The following is a 15,997-nucleotide window of genomic DNA, read 5'->3' as shown; positions in this document are numbered from 1 at the left end:
ATTGAGCGGGAGCCGAGCGAAAGGCCGGCGGTGCGTACGCGAACCTTCAAGCGAACGGGCAGGCGCCCGTCGCGCAGCCGCCGCCGGGCATGTCGCAGGCCGCCGGTTCGGACGAGAAGCCCGAGCCGCCATTGACGCCGGAAACGGCGGGGGCGGTGATGAGGATCTTCGCCAGAGTGCCGCTGCAGCTCGGGCACTCGGGCGCCGGCGCGGACATGGCGTGCTGGATCTTGTGACGGGTGCCGCAGTCGGCGCATTCGTAATCGTAGGTCGGCATCGGTCGCTCTCGTCGAAAGGGAAAATGCAGTCGTTGCCTGCCCTTTATCACGGCTAAATTCGCTCGGGCAATTCGGCGGAAAGGGGCATTGTGCCGCGCTTGCAGGCGCGCGAGGCTTCCGGCTGCCGCGCCTTGGCCGATCACGGCCTGTATCGCGCGAGTTCCGCTTCGAGCGCGGCGATGCGGGCATCCCGCTCTTCCAGCAACTCGGCGACCCGATCGGCATCGATCCTGCGCGGAATGTGCTGCGGGCAGTTCACGTCCCATGCCTCGACGTCGAGAATGATGGCTCTTTCGGCGCGGCGCCTCCCGCCGGCGATGTGGAGTCGTTCGACAAGGGCGGGATCGTCTTCCGCCACGCGGGCCTTGCCCCAGATCTTCACCCGGCGGGCGTTCTCGTAATCGATCAGAAACAGGATCACCCGGGGGTTTTCCGAGAGATTTCCCAGTGTGATGTATTGCTTGTTGCCGGCAAAATCGGCGAAGCCGAGTTGTGTCGGGTTCAGGACCTTCAGAAAGCCAGCCGGTCCGCCGCGATGCTGGATATAGGGCTGGCCGTCGGCGCTGGCGGTGCCAAGGAAGAAGCTCGTCTGGCGGCGGATGAAGCCGGCGAGGTCCGGCGTGACCCGGGTCGGCCACGGTTGGCTGGCCGCCATCCGGGCGTAGATCTCGCGCGATCCCTTGGCGTTCTGAACGGCCTTCACCGCCGGCGTGAAAGCCACATCCATGGAGCTGTCCCGCGCCATTGTCACAGCCCCAGTTCGGTCAGGCCGGGATGGTCGTCGGGCCGGCGGCCGGCGGGCCAGCGGAACAGCCTTTCCTCCTCGGAGATCGGCACGTCGTTGATCGAGGCGTGGCGCTCGGCCATGTAGCCGTCGGCATCGAACAGCCAGTTTTCGTTGCCGTGCGAGCGGAACCAGTTTCCGCAGCCATCGCGCCATTCGTAGACAAAGCGCACGGCGATGCGGTTGGCGCCATGGACCCAGACTTCCTTGATCAGCCGGTAGTCGTTTTCGGCGACCCATTTGCGGGCGAGAAAAGCCTCGACCTGCGCGCGCCCGTTGAGGAATTCCGAACGGTTGCGCCATCTGGTGTCGGGCGTGTAGGCCAGCGCCACCTTCGCGGGGTCCTGTGTATTCCATGCGTCTTCGGCCATGCGCGCCTTCTGCGCGGCGGTCTCGGCGGTGAACGGGGGGATCGGGGGACGGCTCATTTTCGCTCTCCTGGTGAAAGCATGGCGGCGACTGTGCCGCCGCCATGAGGTGTTACGCGGCGATGCCGTTGGCGACCGGGAAATCGATCTCGGTCTGGGCTACTTCGTTGAGGTAGTTGGTCCACACGTTGAGGGCGACGTGCTGCACGATCTCGATGATCTGGGCATCGCTGTAGCCGGCGGTGCGAACGGCGGCGAGATCGGTATTGCTGACGCGGCCGCGGTTTTCGGCGACCTTGACGGCAAAGATGACCGCCGCGTCGGCGCCGGGATCGGTGGAGCGACCCTTGCGGTTATAGGCGATCTCCTCGGCCGAGAGCTTGGCGACCTTTTCGCCGAGATAGGTGTGGGCCGACAGGCAGTAGCCGCAGCCATTGAACTGGGCGACGGCGAGCGCGATGCGTTCGCGGGTCGGGGCCGGCAGGGCGCCTTTGCCGAGTGCGCCGAAAAGGCCGAGATAGCCTTCCAGCGCCGCCGGGCTGTTGCCTACGAGGCGGAACAGGTTGGGCACGCTGCCGAGCATGTTGCCGACCTGTTTCAGAAGCGGCTGCGAGGCTTGCGGGGCGTCGTCGACCGAGGCGGGAATGGGAATGCGTGACATGGGGTGTCTCCTTGGTTTGCGGGTTGACACCCCGATAGATATCGATTTCAGAAATTGGTATAAGAGGCTAAAATCAGAAACCATCCTTCCAGAAATTGAGAGCATATGACCGACCGTTTCGATGCCATGTCCGTACTTGTCGCCGCTGCGGATGCGGGCAGCCTGTCGGCCGCGGCGCGGCGACTGGGGATGCCGCTCGCGACCGTCAGCAGGTGGGTGGCTGAACTCGAAGAGCGGCTCGGCACCCGGATCCTGCACCGCTCCACGCGCGGCCTTTCATTGACCGAACCGGGGGAGGCCTATCTCGCGGCGTGTCGCAGCATTCTGGAACAGGTGGGCGAGGCCGAGCGGGTCGCGGCTGGCGAATTCAGTGTTCCGAAGGGGCTGTTGACGGTGTCCGCGCCCATCGTTTTCGGGCGGCTGCATGTGCTGCCGGTCATCGCGGCGTTTCTCGAAACCTACCGGGAGGTCGATGTCAGGCTGGAGCAATCCGACCGCCCGGTCAGCCTTGTCGAGGACCGGATCGACGCGGCGATCCGCATCGGTCATCTGCCCGACAGCCGGTTGCGCGCACGGCGGATCGGCGAGGTGCGCCGGGTGATCTGCGCGAGCCCGGCCTATCTTGCCGAGCGTGGCCGGCCCGAGCGGCCCGATGATCTGGCGGGGCACGATTGCGTCACGTTCGAAAACCTTATGGCGCCCGACCGCTGGCAGTTCGGCGAAGGACAGGCGCAACGAACCGTCACGGTCAAGTCGCGCATGGTCGTCAATACGGCCGAAGCCGCCGTCGACGCCGCCGTCGCCGGCCTTGGGCTGACCCGGGTGCTGTCCTATCAGGCGGTCGAGGCGGTTGCGGCAGGGCGGCTGGAAATCGTGCTTCAGGACCACGAGCCGGAGCCGTGGCCGGTCAGCATCCTCTATGGCGGCGGTCTCGTTCCGCAAAAACTGCGCATGTTCGTCGACTTTGCCGCCCCTCGGCTGGAGGCGAGACTGGCGAACGGGAGAGGCGGGCGCGCCTGAAAGGGGGCGCCGAGCGACAAGTCGCGGCGGCGGGGTGCTATTTCGGACAGACAGTGCCAGCGGCAAGGGTCGCTGCCGAGAAGATGCCCGATGCCGTCAATGTGCCGGTCCGCCAGTCGTTAACGACTATATCGCCGGACGTGAGAAGCCAGTGGCCGGCTTGCTGCTCGGCGCCCAGGTTCGCGAGATTTTTCAGGGCCGATGGGTGCAGTCGAAGTTCGACCCTGTCGCCGGCGGAGGTGCAGCTTTCGATGTCGCTAGCCGTCAGTTCCACCTTGGCTTTGCGTTCGAACAGGAAGATCAGCGGATGGTTGCCCGTTGTTGGGGTGCCCGACGTAGAGGTGCCCGACGTAGAGGTGCTTGTCGCCGGGTCGGCGTGGCGGGCTTCCAGCGCGTTGGCGCGGGCCTCATATTCGGGCGTGTCGGGCATGAAGGTATGGACGATCGTGAGGCCCATCGGCTCGCGAACAATGGTGTTGTCCGAGCCGATGCGGCCATCGAAGACGAGGCCGATGGTCTTGCCAACGAGCGCGCCGGTGAATGCCTTCTGCCGCGCGGCGGCGGCTTCCGTGATCGTGAATTCCTGATCGATGGCTTCGTTCCGCTCGTCGCGCTCATGCCGGATCGTAACGATGTCCTCGTGCGAATAGGTCAGCGTCTCGCCGATTTGGTAGAGGGTGAGAGGCTCCGGCTCGGCGGCGTGTGCGGCGAGGGCGGAGGCGAGAAGGAGGGCGATACCGGATGCCCTTGCAAAGCGTCTTCTAGAAATGGCTGCACTGTCCGTTTGGCGACTGGCTCTCGTGTTCAGCTGCATATGGTCACCTTACCCTAACGCGAATGATTTGCCCCAATGAATGACTCTTCGCTCGGAATTTCAGCGATGTGGAGACTTCCCCTGTTATCGTGACGGTTGAGGTTCCAGGCCCGGTAGCTCTTACGAAACGGTCACCACCACGGATTTCAACGTCGAAAGTTGAAGGGGCATCTGAAAGTGTTTCATAAGAGATTTCCTTGGTGATCTTGTGGGAACCTCGACCGGGACCTGTCGGGCCAAACGAGACGAATACTTCGGTCCAAGGGCCCCAAAAACGCGGGGGTCCCCAGACCTCAAAAACGCCTTTTCCTTCGAGATTGCCTATGTGCATCGACGAGTTGCGGGTTCGCCGTTGGTGTTCGTTGGAAAAGGTGCGTGCTATTGCACTGCGCAGAGAGAGCCCACGAGATTCATTGCTCATCTTATTCTCCATGGTTAGAGGCGATAAGCAATGCTAAACCCAAGGTAGCAGTCGGGGATAAATTCGGGAAGGTGGTGGGCTTTGCCCGCACTCTCTGCCTCCCCCTACCGCACCAACTCCTTCATGGCTCCGTCCAATCCTTCCAGCGTCAGCGGGAACATGCGGTGGCCGACGAGGTCCTTCACCATCTGGATCGACTGGGTGTAGTCCCAGTGCCGTTCCGAGACGGGGTTGAGCCAGACGCTGTGCGGGAAGGTCTCAGATAGGCGCTGCATCCACACGCCGCCGGCTTCCTCGTTCCAGTGCTCGACGGAGCCGCCGGGATAGGAGATTTCGTAGGGGCTCATCGAGGCGTCGCCGATGATGATGACCTTGTAGTCGGACGGGTAGGTGTGCAGCACGTCCCAGGTCGAGATCGTCTCGGTGTGGCGGCGGCGATTGTTCTTCCACACGCGCTCGTAGAGGCAGTTGTGGAAGTAGAAGTACTCCATCGTCTTGAATTCCATCCGCGCGGCTGAGAACAGCTCCTCGCACAGGCGGATGAACGGGTCCATCGAGCCGCCGACATCGAAGAACAACAGCACCTTGACCGCGTTGCGGCGCTCCGGGCGCATCTGGATGTCGAGATAGCCGTGATGGGCGGTCGACTTGATGGTGTGGTCGAGGTCGAGCTCTTCCGCCGCCCCTTGCCGCGCAAAACGGCGCAGGCGCTTCAGCGCGACCTTGATGTTGCGGGTGCCGAGTTCGACCGCGTCGTCGAGGTCCTTGAATTCGCGCTTGTCCCAGACCTTCACCGCGCGCCTGTGGCGGCTCTCTTCCTGGCCGATGCGGATGCCTTCGGGGTTGTAACCATAGGCGCCGAAGGGCGAGGTGCCGGCTGTGCCGATCCACTTGTTGCCGCCCTGGTGGCGGCCCTTTTGTTCGGCGAGGCGCTGTTTCAGCGTCTCCATCAGCTTGTCCCAGCCGCCGAGTGCTTCGATCTCGGCCTTCTCCTCCTCGGTGAGGAATTTCTCGGCCATCTTGCGCAGCCATTCCTCGGGGATCTCGGCCTCGATGGCTTCGCTCATCAGGTCGAGACCCTTGAAGACGTGGCCGAACACGCGGTCGAACTTGTCGAGGTTCTTCTCGTCCTTCACCAGGCTCGCGCGAGCGAGGAAATAGAAATCCTCGACCCGCTTTTCGGCGAGGTCGGCTTCGAGCGCGCCCATCAGCGTGAGGTATTCGCGCAGGGAAACCGGCAGGCCGGCCGATTTCAGCTCATGGAAGAAGTTGACGAACATCAGGTCCCAAACTCATGAAGCGGTGGTGTTCGCCGGAGTATAGGGGCCTTGCGGGCGAGCGGCCAGATGTCGCTCGCGGTGCGTTTGAACCTGTCGCGTTTGTTCGGCTTCGCGCGCCGCGCTTGAGCTGTCTACAGCTTTTTCTGTCTGTTAGCCGCGTGTCTTTGTCCCAAAACCGGCATCCACTTTTTGGAGACACGCTCTAGCGGCTTGCGTGGCGAACCGGGGCCGGGTCTTTGGCTTTCAACGCCATCCAGGCGACCGAACCCGGGGCGAAAAGGCTGCGTCCATGGCGGGTCCAGATCGGCGGATGGTGATCGCCGACAACGATGATGTCGGTTCCGGCGAGGTCCGGATTGGCGGCCATCTGGGCAACGCGGTCGAGCACGTCGATCCACATCTCGGTCATGTCGCAGACGGTGCGGTCGCCGAACGGGCCACCATCGGGGCATGACAGCCTGTCGGTGCCTTCGTCGGGCGCGATCGGCATGTGGGTGTTGAGCGTCAACCAATAGGCGAAGCGCGGCTTGTCGGTGCGCTCCGCCAGGTATTTTTCGACGTGGTTGGCGACGTCGAGGTCGCACAGGCCGGTGAAGGTGAGGCCGCAGGAGACCTTGCTGCGCGGCATCGGGCTGGCGTCGAGCTGCTCGCGGAAGGAGGCGTGCTTGAAGCCGATTTTCGGATACCACAGCGAGCGCTCGAAGAACTCGCCGGTAAAGGCGTGAAAGGCTGCGGTGTCGTAGCCTCTTTCGGCGAGCTGCGCCGGCAGGCATTCCGGGTGAGCGGCGCCGTCGAGGTAGTCGCGATGATCGCCCCAGCGTCCACACAGCTCGCGGGATTCGGCGCCGGTGGTCGAGCCGACATAGGTGTTCAGCCCGTGGCTGACCGTATAGCGGTCGTCGAGGCCGGCCTTCTCCAGCCGATCGGTCAGCAGCGCGCGGTGTTTGGGATCGGCAAAGGCACCCATGCCCTCGACCATCACGAACAGCATGTTGTGGCCCTTGTTCGCAACGGTGGGGGGCGTCAGTCCGCTCTGGCCGATGGCCGAATCGAACTCGACCTGCGTTTTCAGGAGGAAGCCGAGGGCCTTCTGGGTGCGGGCGTTCGCGGCATAATCGAAGATGAATACCGCGAAGGCGCAGAGCAGCGCCGGGAGCAGTGGTGCCGTGCGGATGGCGTCGCGATAGCGCGCGATCAGGTAGCCGGTGAGTGCGGTGGTCGCGGTCAGCAGGGCGACGACGATGAGATAGGCCGGTGAGGCGAAGATATCGAAGGCGACGGCATATTTGAGCGAGTCGACGATCATCAGCGGCGACAGATCGAAGACGCCGGAGATCACCTGAACCACATCGAAAAATACGACCGCGGCAAGCAGGGCGATCGATAGCCATACTGCCAGGCTTCTCGCCGCGAGCGCGACGAAAACGTAGAGCGCGATCGACATTACCCGGTTCGGGCAGACGAAAATCGAAAGTGCCAGAAACGGGATGTTGGGAATGATCACTGCGATGGCCGCGAAGATCCAGCCGGTCCGGTCGGCGAGTTGTGCCAGAAACGGGTTGCGCGCGACCGGCTGTGCGGCGTCGGCAATGGCCATAAGAAAATTCCCCCTAAGAACTCACTACTCCGGCGAGCTTAAGGGAAAGGGCTGAATCTTCGGTTACGCGCGCTGCGATATGTTTAGCGACCGGGTTTCGACTTGTCGTTGCCGTCCGCGTCAGCCGATTTCATCAGCTCCGACAGCACGTCGCCGATCCTCGGGCGGTTGAGCGCGGCGAAGGGGAGCGGCCGGCAGACGTCTATTGCCGCAAGGCCGATGCGTGCGGTCAACATGCCATTGATGACGCCCTCGCCGAGGCGGGCGGAGAGCTTTGCCGCAAGGCCATGGCCGACGAGTTGCTGCACCAGACTATCGCCGATGGCGATCGAGCCGGTGACGGCAAGGTGGCCGATGACGTGGCGTGCGAGCCGCATGAAACCGATGCCTCCCGGGCGGCCGCCGTAGAGGTCGGAGACGCGGCGGATCAGCCTCAGGCTTTCGACGAAAACGAACAGCACGTCGACCACGGCGCGCGGGCTGATCGCGGTGACGACGGAAACGCGCTTGGCCGAGTCGATGACGAGGCGGCGGGCGCGGGCGTCGAGCGGGGCAAAGAGGTCGCGTTCGGCGAGGCGCACGAGGTCGGCGCCGTCGATGATCTCGCCATGGCGCTGGGCGATGGCCGCACGGCCACGCGCGGTGTCGGGCCGGTTTGCATAGAGGTCGGAGACATTGCGCACGAGGCCGATGGCGCCGGCGCGATCGTCGGCCTCGATGACGGCGTCCGCGGTGGTGCGCAGCCGGTCGATGCGGTTGAGGCGCCAGATGCCGAACAGCTCGCGCAACACGATGGCAAGGGCGGCCAGCAGGGCGAGTGCGGCGAGGCCGATACCGAGCCAGCCGAGCCAGTCGGCGCGCGAAAAGAGGTCGCGGATCAACTGGTCGACGGCAAGGCCGACGCCGAGCGAGATCAGACCGCCGAGCGCACTAAAGAACAGCGAGCTCCAACGGAAGCGGCGCTTCATAGGTGGTGCCGGCGGAGCAGCGAGATCGGCCTCGGCAAGGGCGATGAGGGCGTCCGTCTCGGCGGGTGCGGCGGCGGTGATGACGACGTCGGGGTCGTCGAGGCGGAAGGCGGTCGGTTTGCGCTGGCGGTCGGTCATGCGAGCTTGTCTCCAAGCAGGAACTGGAGGGCGCGATCGAGCCGGATATGCGGCAGGATCAGGCGCAGGCCGTCGCGGCTGCGCTCGAGCTGCGGCGGGCGAAAACGGACGAAGCGCAGCGGTTCCTCGTACTTCGATTCAGCGCCTTCCGAGCCTGATTCAAGTCGCTGATATTGTGATTCAAGTGCCTTGAAAAGCGATTCCGGATCTTCCGGCAAGTCCCCGGGAAACATGGCGATTTCGCTCGCGCCGTCGAGCGCGTCGCCGGCGACCGTCTCGCCCGGCAGCGGTGTGCCGACGATTGCGGGCAAGCGCGCGCCATCGCGTTCGACGGTTGCTTCACGCGTCGCGCGAACGGCGGCCATGGCGACCACGTCGACCTCGGCGCCGGCGAATTTCGCCCGTTCGATAGCACGTTCGACAAGGCGCGCAAGGATCTTTTCCAGCCGGTCGTGATCGCTGTGATGCAGGTGGTCGGCCTTGGTCGCGGCGAACAGGATGCGGTCGATCTTGCGGCTCAATATGGAGAACAGCCAGCTCGCCTTGCCGGGCCGGAAGCAGGCGAGAATATCGGTCAGCGCGGTCTCCAGATCATGCACGGCGGCGGGTCCGGCATTGAGTGCCGACAGTGCATCGACGAGCACAATCTGGCGGTCGAGCCGGGCGAAGTGATCGCGGAAGAATGGCCGCACGACATGCGTCTTGTAGGCCTCGTAGCGGCGCTCCATCATCGCCCACAGTGAGCCGCGTGGAGCGCTGCCGCTGTCCGGCAGGGCCAGCGGAGCGAAGGTCAGCGCCGGCGATCCTTCCATGTCGCCGGGCATCAGGAAGCGGCCGGGCGGCAGGGTGGAGAGTGCGTGTTCGTCGCTGCGGCAGGCTGCGAGATAGGCGGTGAAGGCGTCGGCAAGCGTTCGGGCCGTCGTCTCGCTTTCCTCGCTGAGTGGGTCGATGCCGGCGAGCGTCTTGCGCCAGCCGGCGGCGAGACGTGTGCGGTTCGGCAGGTCGGCAAGCGCGAGTGCCTCGCGCGACCAGGTGGCGAAGTCCTTCGACAGCAGAGGCAGGTCGAGCAGCCATTCGCCGGGATAGTCGACGATGTCGATATGCAGCTTGCCGCTGCCGAGATTGCGCGACAGGAAGGAGGCGGACTCGTATTCGACCGTCACGCGCAGTTCCGAGATGCGCTTGGTCGATTGCGGCCACAGCCGGTCGCTCAACATGGTGGCGACATGGGATTCGTAGTCGAAGCGGGGCACGGCGTCGTCGGGTTGCGGCTGCAGGCGCGCGCCGGAAAGGCGTCCGCCGGCGTATGGCTCGAACAGCGGCAGACGGCCACCCTTGATCAGGTTGTGGACGAGGGCGGTGATGAACACCGTTTTGCCGGCGCGCGACAGGCCGGTCACGCCGAGGCGCACGCTCGGTGTCATCATGCCGGTTGCGAAATCGCCCATATTGGCGAGCGCAAGGCGGGTGTCGTCGGTCAGGGTGGTCAGTTTCAACGGCGGCGCCTCCTCGTCTCCATGTAGAAACTTCGGCGGCCGGATGAAAGGGGCGGGGCGCTGGGCGCCGCCACAATGGCAGCGATCAGGCGAGGGCGAGCAGGCGCTCGTGTTCCGGTGAGCCGAGGTCGCGCGGGCGGGTGAAGCTCGAAAGGTAGCCCTTGGCCGGGTGCACGTTCTGCCAGGCGTCCTCACGGAATTCGAGAACGGTGACGGCGGCGGTCGGGTATTTCGTTTCGATCGCACGGATCATCGTCGAACTGCCCTGCTCGATGAGTTTCAGCGCTGTGATCTGGATTGCCGGATTGTGGCCGAGCACCATCAGAGTCGGTACGCCGCCGCCGTGGCTGCGGATCAGGTCGATGTAGTTCATCTCGGACGAATGGTAGATGTCGTCGAGCATGCGCAGGCTCTGTTCCTTGCTCCAGAAGGGCAGGCAGGCGGCAAGCGTCTCGCGGGTGCGCCGGGCGGTCGAGCACAGTACACGATCCGGCTCGACGCCGAGTTCCTCGACCATGTGCTGCGCCATCAGCGGGGCGGCGGTGCGGCCGCGCTCGTTCAGTCCGCGGGAGAAATCGCTGCAATGGGGATCGTCCCAGGTCGATTTGGCGTGGCGCATCAGGATCAGGCGCAGCATGCAGGTTTTTCTCCGTGGCTCGAGTCCGCGACAAGGGATCGACTATAGCGTGTTCTGGCGCGCTTGGCTTTCTGCGCTGCAACAAGGCTTTGCAGGTGCGGTATCGGAGTTTTGATCGCGTGCCTCGTTTCGCCGCTTCACGATTTCGCCGGCTGGATGTAGCATCCGCGCTGTCGGGTGCGGCAAACGACCGCAGTCAGGCAAAACAAAAAGAACGGAAAAGACCAAGAGGGGACCATGAGGAAAATTGCCAAAATCGCGGCAGGCGCGCTGCTTCTTGCCGCCACCGCTGGGCCTGCTTTCGCCCAGGGGCAGGTGCACAAGCTCGCCATTCACGTCGACCAGAACGACGCCGGCGTGATGAATCTGGCGCTCAACAACGCGCAGAACGTCAAGGCCTTCTACGAAAGCGAAGGCGACACGGTTGAAATCGAGATCGTCGCCTACGGTCCTGGCCTCAACATGTATGTCGAGGGCAAGAGCCCGGTGAAGGACCGCATTTCGGTGATGTCGCTGGAAAGCCCGGAGATCACCTTCTCTGCCTGCGGCAACACCCACGCAAAGATGAGCAAGAAGGCCGGCAAGGACATCGTGCTGATTTCGGAAGCCAAGATGACCAAGTCCGGCGTCGTGCGGCTGATGGAACTGCAGTCGCAGGGCTACGCCTATCTGCGGCCGTAGCCGCGCGCGCATTTCAGTCAGCGCCCGCAAAAGAAAAGACCCGCCGGTTTCCGGCGGGTTTTTTGCGCCACAGGGGCGAGGCCGTCTCACGATCCGTGGCTGACTCTCGCCATCGACGGGAAGACCTGTGTCTGCTTGACGATGCCGAACGCGAAGCTCGTCTCGATGGAGGCGATGCCGGGGATGGCGTGGATCTTCTTGCGCATGAAGCTCTCATAGGCATCGAGGCTCTGCACCACCACGCGCAGCATGTAGTCGGTGTCGCCGGTCATCAGGAAGCAGTCGAGGATCTCGTCGATCTCGCGCACGCTGTCCTCGAAGACGTGCACCGAGTCGAGGGCGTGGCGCTCGAGCTTGATGCGCACGAACACCGTGAGCGGCAGGCCGTAGGCCTTCTGGTCGACCAGCGCGGTGTAGCCGCGAATGATCTGCCTTTCCTCCAGATTACGCAGGCGGCGCAGGCAGGGCGACGGCGACAGGTTCACCCGCTGGGCGAGTTCCTGGTTGGTCAATCGGCCATTTTGTTGCAGTTCGCGGATGATCTGGCGGTCTTTGCTGTCCATTTTGCGCTCGCGTTTGGTATAAACTGCCAAAACTATCTCCTTTCACGGCAGAATTGGCAAACACATGCCAGCGTGGGCGGCATATACTGTTGTCAGTTCCAGCCTTGCGAACGGAGTTTGCAATGAGCACCGATAGCGACGGCCGCGCCTACGGCTTTTCCACCCGCGCCATTCACCACGGTTATGATCCGCTCGACGATCAGGGAGCGCTGACGCCGGCGCTGCACCTGACCTCGACCTTTGCGTTCGAGTCGGCTGAGGCCGGCGGCGAGATCTTCGCCGGCGAACGGCAGGGCTATGTCTATTCGCGCGTCGGCAATCCGACGACCGATCTTCTCGAAAAGCGCATCGCGACGCTTGAGGGCGCCGAAGCCGGGCTTGCGACCGCGTCCGGCATGGGCGCGATCACGGCGGTGCTGTGGACCTTCCTTGCGCCCGGCGACGAGCTGATCACCGATCTGACGCTCTATGGCTGTACCTTTGCCTATCTGCGCCACGGGCTCGCCAAGTTCGGCGTCACGGTCACCCATATCGACATGACCGATCCGGCCAATCTGGAGCGGGCGATCTCGGCGAAAACCAGGATCGTCTATTTCGAGACGCCGGCGAACCCGAACATGCGGCTGATCGATATCGCCGCCGTCTCGGCGATTGCCCGCAAGGCCGGCGCGCGCACCATTGTCGACAACACCTATGCGACGCCGGTGCTAACGCGCCCGATCGAGCTCGGTGCCGATATCGTCGTGCATTCGGCAACGAAATATCTCGGCGGCCATGGTGATCTGATCGCTGGCCTTGCCGTCGGTACGCTTGAGGACATGACCGAAGTCCGCGTATTCGGGCTGAAGGACATGACCGGTGCCGTGATGGCGCCGTTCAACGCCATGCTGGTGCTGCGCGGTCTGAAGACGCTGTCGCTGCGCATGGCGCGGCATTCGGCGACAGCAATGGCGGTGGCGCGCATGCTTGATGCCCATGAGGCGGTTGAGACGGTCTACTATCCGGGCCTTGAAAGTTTCCCGCAGCATGACCTTGCGAAACAGCAGATGGCCGATTTCGGCGGCATGATCGCGTTCGAGCTGAAGGGCGGCTACGAGGCCGGCCTCAAGGCGATGAACGCGCTGACACTGATCCGACGTGCGGTGTCGCTTGGCGACGCGGAAAGCCTGATCCAGCACCCGGCGAGCATGACGCACGCGACCTACACGCCGGAAGAACGCGCCGAGCATGGCATCAGCGAAGGCCTCGTCCGCCTCTCAGTCGGGCTCGAGGACGAGGCTGACATCCTTGCCGATCTGCGCGAAGCGCTGCGCGTCGCATCCGGTGCCTCTGCTGAGCCGGACAAGGTGTCGGAACTCGCGTACGTCTGAGCCGCGTAGGCGGATACAGGCCGCCCTTCCCAAGCGCTCATGTGCGTGGGGCGATCCAGTCGTGGATGTGTCCGTTCGCCGTGCATCCGTCTCCGATGTCCTTGCTGTCTGCTTGTAGGCGGCGACTGCGTACCGAAATTTCTGAGGTCAATCGTTCTATGTTCTGGCTCATCCTACGGATGTTTTCTTGTAACGTCTTTTGTCGGGCATTGAGTTTCGCTTTTCCGAGCTGATTATTCCATGGCACAGGTGGCGGTGTCGGCGAGTGTTTCAGTGACGTCACGGAGAATGCCAATACGATTGCGGGGGCGCCTATTGGCTCTGTCATAGCGTGGCGCTGGGGCAGGGCAGTGTGTGGTGCCGCGATGTAGTTCGGATTCAACGCTCGCCAATTCATTTTTCATGCTTTTGAGTTCCTTCAACAGGGTCGCCCGCTTTCTCCAAAGCTTGTCGAAACCTGCTTGTCTCGCTCGAAAACTCCGATGCAACTCTTTGCACTTCGCTGCCGTAAGTTCACTTCGGTTGATGGGCATGGCCTGTCCTCGCATTTCGTGATACTGCGATCATAAGTTGTAGTGGAGGGACAGGGGATAAATTCCTATGATGAGTCGTTTGGCGTTCGCAGTGCTCGGGTTTCTATTGTTGATTGGGCTTGCTCAAGCCGAGGAGATCACGCCCGGAGCGGTTTCCGAGAAGCAGCGGATCTTTCAGCAGGAGGTCAAGATCGACGCCACGGTCCGCGCGCGCTTTTTGAACGCGACCGTTCCGTCTGCGAAAGAGCTCCTCACCCCGGAGGAGTACAGCATCTACCAGGCTGCGTTGTGGTTTGCTGAATCGTCTATGGCTGAGAAGGTCGTCATCAAGGCGCTGAAAGAGAGAATGCCGGAACTGGCGAAGCTGTTCCCCGGCCAGTCGTTGCTCCCGACTGAAGAGCTTTGGCAAATCGGTGTTTCCGTACAATTCAACGAAATTCGAGACGCGCTGTTCGTGTCATCTCTGGCATCCTCCCTTTACTACGCAAAGAAAGCGGGTGTTCTGGGCCGGCTCCTTGCGCCTTTCGATTTCGATGATGACTCAGTCCCTGCGGTGATCATCGAACATCAGTCGGACCTGAAGAGTCTCGAAAGCAGCGCAACGAAAGAAGCGAGTGAGGTCGGCATGGTGGGGCTGGCGCGCTATCTCCTTGATCGGCACGAAGGCTACCCGGACGAATGGTTCGCTTATGTGAAGGAGTTCCCGCTCTATCTGCTGCTGCGCTCGCAGATCGTCGCGGAGCGGCGGGGCAATCCGGGCAATCGACCGCCCGACTTCGAGGCGCTGGTTGAGAAGGCGCGCGCGGCAGCCGGGCCGGATGGTGTGAAGCTGGTGGAGGAAAAGGTTGCCAATACGGTGCCGCGCCGGTTTTACCGCCCGCTCTTTCGCGAACGCCTTCGCGCCGCCGGCCGGCCGGCGTCGGACATCGTGCTTTTCCCGCCGGGCTTCAAGGCGTTTGTCGAGTGGGACAGCGATGAGGTGGACACCTTGTCGCCTGATGTGCCGGCGGACGAAAACCCGGTGATCCCGAATTCGTATCAGCGCGTCGACCAAATGCCCGGCAACGGCTTGAGCACGCTCGGCGCGGAGTGAGGGCGCTCCGGCTTGCAATTTCGCCTGCCATCGCGTCACCCTGATGCCGACCGGCAGGGAATCGCCGGGATGAATGACGGGGCCGTCTCATGTCCGATGCGAGCGCGAAACCTGCCGCCACTGCCGTTTTGCCGGATGTCGTCGCCTATGTCTTCGACGGCGAGGGCGGCGCCCGTCAGGTCGACGTCAACGACCTTGTCGATAGCCAGTTCGACGTCGGCAACTACGCCTTCGCGTGGGTATGTATCCGCCGCGATCAGCCGCACACCTTTGACGAACTCACCCGGTTCGGTCTCGACGGGCATATCGCCGAGGCGCTGACGGCGGACGAAACGCGGCCGCGTTGCACGGTGCACCGCGATGGCGTCGTGCTCAATCTGCGCGGCGTCAATCTGGAGCCGGGCGAGGTGTCGGAGGACATGGTGTCGGCCCGGTTCTGGGTCGAGGGCAAGCGCGTGATCGGTGTCTGGGTTCGCCCGCTGATGGCGATGCGCGAGATGTTCGACGCCATCGACCGCGGGCAGGCGCCGACGAGCCCCGGCGATCTGGTTGCCCAACTGGCGCTCAGGCTGACGGATGGTGCGGAGCCTGCCGTTGCGACGCTGAACGAGCGTATTGATGATCTGGAAGAGTTGGTGCTCGATCAGAACGCCGACGTCTCACAGCGCGATCTCGTTCAGATCCGGCGCACCTCGATCGAGCTGCGGCGCTATCTGTTTCCGCAGCGCGACGCGCTTTCCGCACTTGAGGTCGAGGACCTGCCCTGGCTAGGCCATCACGACCAGAGCCGGATCCGCGAGGCCGCCGACCGGGTGACGCGGCTTGGCGAAGAGCTCGATGCGGTGCGCGACCGGGCGCAGGTCATCCACGATCAGATCATGGACAAGCGGGCGGAGATGATGAACCGGCAGATGCTGGTGCTGTCGATTGTCGCCGCGCTGTTCTTGCCGCTCGGGCTGCTGACCGGGCTTCTCGGCGTCAATGTCGGCGGTATTCCCGGCGCCTCGGACCCCTGGGGCTTCTGGGTCGTCTGCGCTCTTCTGGTTGTTCTCGGCGCGGCGCAGCTGTGGTTCTTCCGCAAGATCGGCATGTTGAAGTAGATCGCGTGCGGTCAGATGCCCGGGGCGATCCAATCGTGGAAATGGCCGTTGGCAGTGCAGGCGTCGCCAATCAGATTTGCCCGCCGTTGAGTGTCCTTCTTGAAGCTTTCGTAAATTTTCCGGAACGTCTGGTGGCGTTCCCTGCAATTCGCCGCTGTCATTGTTTTGGGATCGATAGGCATGGCCTGTCCTCGT

16 protein-coding genes are annotated in these 15,997 nt (G+C 63.3%); 5 read left to right on the top strand and 11 right to left on the bottom strand.

Annotated features, from left to right (window positions below; all coding sequences use genetic code 11):
- Window positions 1–46 precede the first annotated feature (46 nt).
- The 4 genes from C0606_12315 to C0606_12300 form a co-directional block, all read right to left on the bottom strand.
- The gene (locus C0606_12315; GenBank protein PLX37269.1) at window positions 47–277 is read right to left on the bottom strand and encodes a zinc ribbon domain-containing protein; all 231 of its coding nucleotides are present in this window, start codon (window positions 275–277) and stop codon (window positions 47–49) included.
- A gap of 140 nt (window positions 278–417) precedes the next feature.
- The gene (locus C0606_12310) at window positions 418–1,023 is read right to left on the bottom strand and encodes a pyridoxamine 5'-phosphate oxidase (GenBank protein ID PLX37268.1); all 606 of its coding nucleotides are present in this window, start codon (window positions 1,021–1,023) and stop codon (window positions 418–420) included.
- Window positions 1,024–1,025: 2 nt separating this feature from the next.
- The gene (locus C0606_12305) at window positions 1,026–1,490 is read right to left on the bottom strand and encodes a DUF1348 domain-containing protein (GenBank protein PLX37267.1); all 465 of its coding nucleotides are present in this window, start codon (window positions 1,488–1,490) and stop codon (window positions 1,026–1,028) included.
- Window positions 1,491–1,542: 52 nt separating this feature from the next.
- Window positions 1,543–2,091 (bottom strand): alkylhydroperoxidase, encoded by a 549-nt coding sequence (locus tag C0606_12300; GenBank protein ID PLX37266.1) that lies wholly within the window; start codon window positions 2,089–2,091, stop codon window positions 1,543–1,545.
- Window positions 2,092–2,196: 105 nt separating this feature from the next.
- On the opposite strand from C0606_12300, the gene C0606_12295 reads away from it, so the two are divergent.
- A complete protein-coding gene (locus tag C0606_12295; GenBank protein ID PLX37265.1) occupies window positions 2,197–3,111 on the top strand; it encodes a LysR family transcriptional regulator in 915 nt (304 codons plus the stop codon).
- Between the two features lie 37 nt (window positions 3,112–3,148).
- Here the strand turns inward: C0606_12295 and C0606_12290 are convergent, their stop codons facing one another.
- From C0606_12290 to C0606_12265, 6 genes are all read right to left on the bottom strand, one after another.
- Window positions 3,149–3,925 (bottom strand): hypothetical protein, encoded by a 777-nt coding sequence (locus tag C0606_12290; protein PLX37264.1) that lies wholly within the window; start codon window positions 3,923–3,925, stop codon window positions 3,149–3,151.
- Between the two features lie 525 nt (window positions 3,926–4,450).
- On the bottom strand, window positions 4,451–5,626 hold the full coding sequence (locus tag C0606_12285; protein ID PLX37263.1) for a VWA domain-containing protein: 1,176 nt from the start codon (window positions 5,624–5,626) through the stop codon (window positions 4,451–4,453).
- 202 nt (window positions 5,627–5,828) lie between these two features.
- Complete coding sequence (locus tag C0606_12280) at window positions 5,829–7,223, bottom strand: hypothetical protein (GenBank protein ID PLX37262.1); 1,395 nt, start codon at window positions 7,221–7,223, stop codon at window positions 5,829–5,831.
- A gap of 83 nt (window positions 7,224–7,306) precedes the next feature.
- Complete coding sequence (locus tag C0606_12275) at window positions 7,307–8,329, bottom strand: TIGR01620 family protein (GenBank protein ID PLX37261.1); 1,023 nt, start codon at window positions 8,327–8,329, stop codon at window positions 7,307–7,309.
- Window positions 8,326–9,777 carry an amino acid regulated cytosolic protein gene (locus tag C0606_12270; GenBank protein ID PLX37342.1) on the bottom strand — a complete coding sequence of 484 codons (1,452 nt, stop codon included), beginning with the start codon at window positions 9,775–9,777 and terminating at the stop codon, window positions 8,326–8,328. Before C0606_12270 ends, C0606_12275 begins: the two co-directional genes overlap by 4 nt.
- A gap of 133 nt (window positions 9,778–9,910) precedes the next feature.
- Complete coding sequence (locus C0606_12265) at window positions 9,911–10,462, bottom strand: phosphohistidine phosphatase (GenBank protein PLX37260.1); 552 nt, start codon at window positions 10,460–10,462, stop codon at window positions 9,911–9,913.
- 237 nt (window positions 10,463–10,699) lie between these two features.
- Between C0606_12265 and C0606_12260 the strand changes: the two genes are divergently transcribed.
- A complete protein-coding gene (locus C0606_12260) occupies window positions 10,700–11,143 on the top strand; it encodes a hypothetical protein (protein PLX37259.1) in 444 nt (147 codons plus the stop codon).
- 86 nt (window positions 11,144–11,229) lie between these two features.
- On the opposite strand, the gene C0606_12255 is transcribed toward C0606_12260, so the two are convergent.
- Complete coding sequence (locus C0606_12255) at window positions 11,230–11,706, bottom strand: AsnC family transcriptional regulator (protein ID PLX37258.1); 477 nt, start codon at window positions 11,704–11,706, stop codon at window positions 11,230–11,232.
- 122 nt (window positions 11,707–11,828) lie between these two features.
- Here C0606_12255 and C0606_12250 point away from each other — a divergent pair, with 122 nt between their 5' ends.
- From C0606_12250 to C0606_12240, 3 genes are all read left to right on the top strand, one after another.
- Complete coding sequence (locus tag C0606_12250; protein PLX37257.1) at window positions 11,829–13,076, top strand: methionine gamma-lyase; 1,248 nt, start codon at window positions 11,829–11,831, stop codon at window positions 13,074–13,076.
- A 600-nt stretch (window positions 13,077–13,676) separates the two neighbouring features.
- On the top strand, window positions 13,677–14,702 hold the full coding sequence (locus C0606_12245; protein ID PLX37256.1) for a hypothetical protein: 1,026 nt from the start codon (window positions 13,677–13,679) through the stop codon (window positions 14,700–14,702).
- 89 nt (window positions 14,703–14,791) lie between these two features.
- Complete coding sequence (locus C0606_12240) at window positions 14,792–15,802, top strand: zinc transporter ZntB (GenBank protein ID PLX37255.1); 1,011 nt, start codon at window positions 14,792–14,794, stop codon at window positions 15,800–15,802.
- The last annotated feature ends 195 nt before the right edge of the window (window positions 15,803–15,997 follow it).

Source organism: Hyphomicrobiales bacterium (assembly GCA_002869065.1).
GTDB lineage: Bacteria > Pseudomonadota > Alphaproteobacteria > Rhizobiales > Rhodobiaceae > Rhodobium.
This window is presented reverse-complemented; position numbering and strand designations above follow the sequence as displayed.

What these genes read in the sequence shown, in the direction of transcription:
- C0606_12290 (PLX37264.1), bottom strand. Translation starts at nt 3,925, where the DNA reads ATGCAGCTGAACACGAGAGCCAGTCGCCAAACGGACAGTGCAGCCATT.
- C0606_12260 (PLX37259.1), top strand. Translation starts at nt 10,700, where the DNA reads ATGAGGAAAATTGCCAAAATCGCGGCAGGCGCGCTGCTTCTTGCCGCC.
- C0606_12265 (PLX37260.1), bottom strand. Translation starts at nt 10,462, where the DNA reads ATGCTGCGCCTGATCCTGATGCGCCACGCCAAATCGACCTGGGACGAT.
- C0606_12305 (PLX37267.1), bottom strand. Translation starts at nt 1,490, where the DNA reads ATGAGCCGTCCCCCGATCCCCCCGTTCACCGCCGAGACCGCCGCGCAG.
- C0606_12255 (PLX37258.1), bottom strand. Translation starts at nt 11,706, where the DNA reads ATGGACAGCAAAGACCGCCAGATCATCCGCGAACTGCAACAAAATGGC.
- C0606_12245 (PLX37256.1), top strand. Translation starts at nt 13,677, where the DNA reads ATGATGAGTCGTTTGGCGTTCGCAGTGCTCGGGTTTCTATTGTTGATT.
- C0606_12310 (PLX37268.1), bottom strand. Translation starts at nt 1,023, where the DNA reads ATGGCGCGGGACAGCTCCATGGATGTGGCTTTCACGCCGGCGGTGAAG.
- C0606_12285 (PLX37263.1), bottom strand. Translation starts at nt 5,626, where the DNA reads ATGTTCGTCAACTTCTTCCATGAGCTGAAATCGGCCGGCCTGCCGGTT.
- C0606_12240 (PLX37255.1), top strand. Translation starts at nt 14,792, where the DNA reads ATGTCCGATGCGAGCGCGAAACCTGCCGCCACTGCCGTTTTGCCGGAT.
- C0606_12315 (PLX37269.1), bottom strand. Translation starts at nt 277, where the DNA reads ATGCCGACCTACGATTACGAATGCGCCGACTGCGGCACCCGTCACAAG.
- C0606_12295 (PLX37265.1), top strand. Translation starts at nt 2,197, where the DNA reads ATGACCGACCGTTTCGATGCCATGTCCGTACTTGTCGCCGCTGCGGAT.
- C0606_12300 (PLX37266.1), bottom strand. Translation starts at nt 2,091, where the DNA reads ATGTCACGCATTCCCATTCCCGCCTCGGTCGACGACGCCCCGCAAGCC.
- C0606_12280 (PLX37262.1), bottom strand. Translation starts at nt 7,223, where the DNA reads ATGGCCATTGCCGACGCCGCACAGCCGGTCGCGCGCAACCCGTTTCTG.
- C0606_12275 (PLX37261.1), bottom strand. Translation starts at nt 8,329, where the DNA reads ATGACCGACCGCCAGCGCAAACCGACCGCCTTCCGCCTCGACGACCCC.
- C0606_12270 (PLX37342.1), bottom strand. Translation starts at nt 9,777, where the DNA reads ATGGGCGATTTCGCAACCGGCATGATGACACCGAGCGTGCGCCTCGGC.
- C0606_12250 (PLX37257.1), top strand. Translation starts at nt 11,829, where the DNA reads ATGAGCACCGATAGCGACGGCCGCGCCTACGGCTTTTCCACCCGCGCC.